The organism is Lentimicrobiaceae bacterium (assembly GCA_023227965.1).
Lineage (GTDB): Bacteria > Bacteroidota > Bacteroidia > Bacteroidales > JALOCA01 > JALOCA01.
Genome location: JALOCA010000069.1, coordinates 1 through 6,083 on the forward strand (window position 1 = coordinate 1; position 6,083 = coordinate 6,083).

A 6,083-nucleotide genomic window follows, 5' to 3' on the forward strand; every position below is an offset into this window, starting at 1 on the left:
ACGTGAGAGAACAATGGATAAGTATTCGTCGTTGTTCTGAACCGGAAGAAAAAACCAGAAATATTTATGACGCATTGAACTACAAATATGCACCCTTCCTCCGAAAAAAATCTGTAGTGCCCAAGCCACCTCCTCAAAAAAATCAATCCCTTGATAACATCCATTTTATTCCCGGATAACTGCAAAAAGGGTTAAGAAAATCAGGGAAAATCTGAAAACTACCTAAAACTGGCGTTTCCGGAGTCCCGGAAAGTATAAACCAGGACTTTAGCTTATTTTCAAATGCTTGTGAATAAAATTAGGGGTGTTTTAACTTAAATTTTTGAAATTAATCCTATCCGGTGAGCATAATTTATTGCTTCAAAAGTATTGCTCACATTTAGCTTTTCAATAATCCGCTGCCGGTGGGTATTCACCGTATTTACGCTAATGAAGAGTTTATCGGCAATTTGCTTACTGATTAATCCCTGCGAAATCAGTTGAAGTATTTCTTTTTCACGGGAAGTAAGGTCGGGTTTGGGAAGTGGTATTTCTGTTTCGGGCGGAAAATAAAAAATCTCTCCCGTCCGGATGTTCATTACCCGGCAACGCGCGGGAGTAAGGATATCGCTGTCCGGCGAAATATCAATGATGGATAAACCCAGCCATACTCTGCCTTTTTTGTCAAGTTCCAGTGCAAAGGTTTGCTCTATTACCCGCAGATATTCTCCGTCGTTTTTCATTACCCGGTAATCGGAAATAAATTTATAGTCTTTCCTGTTTTCAGGATTGATTTGGAAAGAAAGCTTTAAAAAATAATTTCCGGCTTCCATGATTGTTTCCAAATCAAACGGATGAGTGCGCTCATTAAAATAAGCATTGCCTTCTTCCGCTGATGCTTTTTCAATATCCCACCCGAGAACAGTGCCAAACGAAGAGGACAGAAAAATATGCTTCTGTTTGTAAAGATCATAAACCGAGATGGAACTTCCCTTGATTACATCCAGTTGTTTTAGCAAAGGCAAATGATAGTCCAGCAATGAATAATCCAGATCTGCTTCATCGTATTGCTGAAGATTCAGGATGGTAAGATATTCTTCGAATAATTTACGGATACGTTCGGTCATAAAAATTACTGATTAATCAGTATTGCAGGCTTCGCTTTGCCGATACAATTTTGCATCAAAATTAACCAAATAAACCAAACAATGAAATTAAACAACAGAGGAAATGAACTAATCATCATTCTTACAAGCTTTTTATTACTATTATTTGCGACTTGCCTGCAGGCGCAAACCATCACACAAACTGTAAAAGGAACCATTATTGACCAGGCAAACGAACTTCCGCTACCCGGAGCTACCGTTGTTATTTTGCATACCGAGCCTTTGCTGGGCGCTGCCAGCGATGCCAACGGAAATTTCAGAATAGAAAAGGTGCCGGTTGGACGTTACAACATAAAAGTTTCGTATTTAGGCTACGAACCTTATATGATGAAAGAAATAATGATAAGCTCTGGTAAGGAAACGGTATTGAATATACGCCTGAAAGAATCTCTTTCAGAATTAAAGACGGTAGAAATAAAAGCCAATACTAATAAGGAACAAGCTATTAATACTATGGCTACGCTCAGTGCCCGCCAGTTGAGTGTGGAAGAAGCTGCCCGCTACGCCGGCGGGTTCGACGATCCGGCACGCCTTGCCTCTTCTTTTGCAGGAGTTACCGGCAGCTTGGGCAACAACGGCATCATTGTCCGGGGAAATACACCACGTGGATTGCTTTGGGAAATGGAAGGTGTGGAAATTTCCAATCCCAGCCATTTTGCCGATGTCATCGCTTTTGGAGCAGGTGGAATCACCGCTCTCAGCAGCCAGATGCTTGCCAACTCCGACTTTTACACCGGCGCATTTCCCGCCGAATACGGCAATGCTCTTTCCGGGGTATTCGACATCAAACTCCGTAACGGGAACAACGAAAAACGCGAAAATACTATCCAGTTAGGTGTGATTGGCACAGACATCTCTTCGGAAGGTCCCTTCGTAAAAGGCGGAAAATCATCGTATCTTTTCAACTATCGTTATTCCACTTATTCGCTGATTGCTTCCATACTACCTGACGATGCCGGAGGAAACAAATATCAGGATCTTTCGTTCAAGATGAACTTTCCAACCCAAAAAGCCGGAACTTTCTCCCTGTGGGGACTGGGTTCCTTTGACCAAACCAAAGTAAAAGCCGAAACCAATCCGCTGAAATGGAAATACGATCAGGATATGGAAAAGGTTAACAGCAACCAGGGAATGGGTGCACTGGGTTTCAGCAATAAATTGATCATAGGAAAAAGTTCTCTGCTATCTTCCACCTTGGCAGTATCCGGCAATGGACTGGGATGTGATGTAAAACGTATCAATTCTTCCTTCGGATACAACCCCAAGGAAAATCTGAAAAACAATACCTGGAAATATACTTTTTCTACCAGTTACAACCATAAATTCAGCGCAAAGCATACCAATAAAACAGGCATAACAATAGAAAATCTGAATTACGACATTGATATCAAGCATTCCGATCCCGTAGGAACTCCTATGGTGGAAACCGTAAACGAACAGGGCAACAGCTTCCTTTTGCAGGCTTTTTCCCAATCCAAATTCGATATCACACGTAATCTTACCCTGAATGCCGGAGTACATGCTCAATATTTTGTCCTCAACGACCACTACTCCGTGGAACCCCGTATCGGGATGAAATGGCAGGTTGCCCCCGGACATTCGTTTAGTATCGGATACGGAAACCACAGCCGCCTCGAGATGCTTGGCATTTATCTTGCCCGTACTTACCATTCCGGTAGTTATAGCCAACCCAATAAAAAACTCGACTTTACCAAAGCCAATCATTTTGTATTGGGATACGATTGCAGCTTAGGCGAATTTACCCATCTGAAAATAGAACCTTACTACCAGATGCTTTACAACATACCGGTAATACCCGACAGTTCATTTTCGCTGATCAACGTGGATAAGAACTGGTTTATCAACGATTCGCTGGTAAGCAAAGGAAAAGGAACCAACATAGGCGTAGATATCACCCTGGAACGTTACCTGAACAATGGTTTTTATTACCTGCTTACGGCTTCCGTTTTCGATTCAAAATACAAAGGCGGCGACGGCAAGGAATACAATACCCGTTACAACAAAAACTTTGTGATCAACCTGCTGGCAGGCAAGGAATGGAGAACAGGCAGGAAGAACAACAACATCTTCGGACTGAACGGAAAAGTTACCTACATGGGCGGCGACCACATCAGTCCGGTAAATGTTCAGGCTTCTCTGGAAGAAAAAGATGTAGTATACGACGAATACCATGCCTTTTTGAACCGGAAACCGGATGTGCTATACGTAAGCACCACCATTTCGTACCGGATCAACAAAGCACACCATGCAAGCATCTGGTCGCTGCAACTGCTGAATGCTACCGGCACTAAGGAATTTAACGGCTACAGATATAATTACATTGCCAATGCGGTAGAAAAAGAACAGGAAGCCATCATAGTGCCAAATATCAGCTATAAAATTGAGTTTTAAAATCAGGTCAGGGATGATTAAAACCCTGGAGATTTAGCAAACCTTCGGGGGTTTATGTTCTGAAATGCTTTTCTGAGTTCTTTTTTGTCAAATACAATACCCAGATTATTAACCTTTTCCTGAAAAAATAAGAGAAGAGAGTGTTTTTTACCAATAGCTAACAGCTAACAGCCAATTCTTTCTTCAATTCTCCCAGATCATCAAGAAACTTGGTCAGGCTTGCCTTCAATTCTTCCAATTTACCTACAAAAACTTCGTGTGGCACGCCGGTACCGGCGTCATTAACTTTATCAATGGCAAGAAATTCGAGTTCTTTTGCCTGCTCCTGTAAGGTTTTTGCACAAAAATTCGATATCACACCTTTCAGGCTGTGGGCAGCAAATTTCAATGTAGGATAATCTTTTGTTTCGATACTGTGTTGCAAAATTTCGAGCCGACTGGGGTATTCCTCGAAAAAAAGGTCAATAATTTCAATAAGCACAGAAGTGTCGAACATTCTGAAGCTATTTTTAAAAGCGTCCCTATCAATCATAGCTGTAAATTATTCCCTAAAACCTGTCTAAAGGTTTTTATTATTGAATGGCAAAACTAAGCATTATTTTTTCTTCAAGCGATTATTTTTTACATTCTTTGCCTCAATTTCCTTTTTCAAATCGTATAAACTACATCCGTTACAGTCGCCTGCACAGCCATCGCAGCCTTTCAGAGGGTTGGTAACTTTTTTATACAAACGTATGCCTGCTATGGCAAAAGCCCCGGCAATAATAACTATGGCAATAACGGTCTGCAGCATTATTTTTGAATAAACAGGTTAAGATTGAAAAACAGCGAAACGCTCAGATATACCGTGTACGATGCAAAAGCCATAAACAGCAAAGCCCAAACAAAGGCAGGTATGCCGGTAAATTTTTTTAGGTTTTTTGCATCACCGGCTTTCTTAGGCGTATGCAGACTTATCAGCAGCAGATGTACCGCCGACAGCAACGAATCCACCATTACTATCATGGCAATGAATACCGGGAAGGCAAACAGCAGAAACTCCTGCTGAAAATACAATACGCTTCCGGTTACAAGCAAAAAAGTGATAAGCCAGAATATGCCGTAGCGGTTGCGTACAAAAAAAAACAGGTTAATAAAGGCTAATCCTGCTACTACGTAAAGCACCACCACTTCCCAGCCCGAATGTATCAGGTAGAAAAACAGCAAGCCCATAGCCGACGAAAAGGGATAGCCTGCCAATGACACCAGTATGCTTCCCAACCTGCCCGATGATTTGGTGAGCGCGTTGCCCTCGGTATTGCTAAAGTATTCAACCCTCAGTACGCTTCCGCTGCTAAAAAGTGCCATTAGTGCATGCCCCGTTTCGTGTATCATGGTGTTCACCACACGGAAATATATCCCAACTATAGGAACGCGGGTAAGAATAAGCGAAATGACGAGCAAAATGTAGAAGACGGTATCTCTATTGACGTTTTGCATGGTATTACATAAAAAGTTTTCCCGCCTGATAAACAATAAATGCCACCAGCCAGGCTATGGATGTGTTGTAAAAAACAGTGAATAATGCCCAGCGCCAGCTACCGGATTCTTTCCGTATGGCGGCTATAACGGCTATGCAGGGAAAATAAATCAGGATGAAAAGCATAAAAGAATAGGCAACCAGGGGCGAAAAAACCTTTTCACCTTTACGGGGTCCGTAGCTGTAGGTGTCGTCCTGCAATTTTTTCACCAGAGAGGCATTTTCTGGTTCTCCGTTGTGATTGTGTAAAACGCTAAGAGTTCCCACTACCACTTCTTTTGCAGCAATACCGCTGAGTATGCTTACACTTGTTTTCCAGTCGAAGCCCAAAGGCTGCATAGCAGGCTCAATAAATTTCCCAATCTGGCAGATGTAGGAGCTTTCCTGTGCATTTTTTCCTGAACTGTTACGGGGAAAGTAGCCCAGTGCCCAGATGATGATGGAAGCCATGAGAACCACGCCGCCTATTTTTCTAAGATATTGTTCAACCCTGTACCACATATGTTTTATTATCGAACGCAGGGTGGGAAGCCGGTAGGGGGGAAGTTCCATTACAAAAGGAATATCCTCTTTCCTGAGCAGCGTTTTGCGGAACAGAAGTGCTGAAAGTACAGCTATGCTTATGCCGATAAGGTAAATGGAAAACAGGATACTTGCCTGGTATTGCGAAAAAAATGCACTTATGATTAAAATAAACACAGGGAGCCGCGCACTGCACGACATAAACGGGTTGATAAGCATAGTAATCATCCTGTCGCGTCGGCTTTCGATGATGCGGGTCGAAAGTATAGCCGGCACGTTGCAGCCGAATCCCATCACGAGAGGGATAAACGACTTGCCATGTAAACCTATTTTGTGCATGGCTTTGTCCATTATAAATACCGCACGTGCCATATAACCTGTGTCTTCCATCAACGAAATAAACAGGTACAAAAGGATAATATTGGGCATAAACACTATTACTCCGCCCACACCGCTAATGATTCCCTGTATAAACAAATCCTTCA

At 42.3% G+C, this 6,083-nt stretch carries 6 protein-coding genes; 1 reads left to right on the forward strand and 5 read right to left on the reverse strand.

What is annotated here, in order from left to right; translation table 11 throughout:
- Positions 1-314: 314 nt before the first annotated feature.
- On the reverse strand, positions 315-1,106 hold the full coding sequence (locus M0R21_13565; protein ID MCK9618850.1) for a LuxR C-terminal-related transcriptional regulator: 792 nt from the start codon (positions 1,104-1,106) through the stop codon (positions 315-317).
- 81 nt (positions 1,107-1,187) lie between these two features.
- Here M0R21_13565 and M0R21_13570 point away from each other — a divergent pair, with 81 nt between their 5' ends.
- Positions 1,188-3,557: a TonB-dependent receptor gene (locus M0R21_13570; GenBank protein ID MCK9618851.1), complete on the forward strand. Its 2,370-nt coding sequence runs from the start codon at positions 1,188-1,190 to the stop codon at positions 3,555-3,557.
- A 157-nt stretch (positions 3,558-3,714) separates the two neighbouring features.
- Here the strand turns inward: M0R21_13570 and M0R21_13575 are convergent, their stop codons facing one another.
- The 4 genes from M0R21_13575 to feoB form a co-directional block, all read right to left on the reverse strand.
- Entirely contained in the window at positions 3,715-4,089 is a 375-nt protein-coding gene (locus tag M0R21_13575) for an Hpt domain-containing protein (protein MCK9618852.1), read from the reverse strand.
- 63 nt (positions 4,090-4,152) lie between these two features.
- Positions 4,153-4,350 carry a FeoB-associated Cys-rich membrane protein gene (locus M0R21_13580; protein MCK9618853.1) on the reverse strand — a complete coding sequence of 66 codons (198 nt, stop codon included), beginning with the start codon at positions 4,348-4,350 and terminating at the stop codon, positions 4,153-4,155.
- Complete coding sequence (locus tag M0R21_13585) at positions 4,350-5,036, reverse strand: M50 family metallopeptidase (protein MCK9618854.1); 687 nt, start codon at positions 5,034-5,036, stop codon at positions 4,350-4,352. The genes M0R21_13580 and M0R21_13585 overlap by 1 nt, the downstream gene beginning before the upstream one ends.
- Before the next feature lie 4 nt (positions 5,037-5,040).
- A partial coding sequence (gene feoB, locus M0R21_13590) for a ferrous iron transport protein B (protein ID MCK9618855.1) occupies positions 5,041-6,083 on the reverse strand: 1,043 nt, incomplete at its 5' end.

Bases quoted from the DNA above. Each gene is read 5' to 3' on its own strand.
- M0R21_13565 (MCK9618850.1), bottom strand. From the start codon at position 1,106: ATGACCGAACGTATCCGTAAATTATTCGAAGAATATCTTACCATCCTG.
- M0R21_13570 (MCK9618851.1), top strand. From the start codon at position 1,188: ATGAAATTAAACAACAGAGGAAATGAACTAATCATCATTCTTACAAGC.
- M0R21_13575 (MCK9618852.1), bottom strand. From the start codon at position 4,089: ATGATTGATAGGGACGCTTTTAAAAATAGCTTCAGAATGTTCGACACT.
- M0R21_13580 (MCK9618853.1), bottom strand. From the start codon at position 4,350: ATGCTGCAGACCGTTATTGCCATAGTTATTATTGCCGGGGCTTTTGCC.
- M0R21_13585 (MCK9618854.1), bottom strand. From the start codon at position 5,036: ATGCAAAACGTCAATAGAGATACCGTCTTCTACATTTTGCTCGTCATT.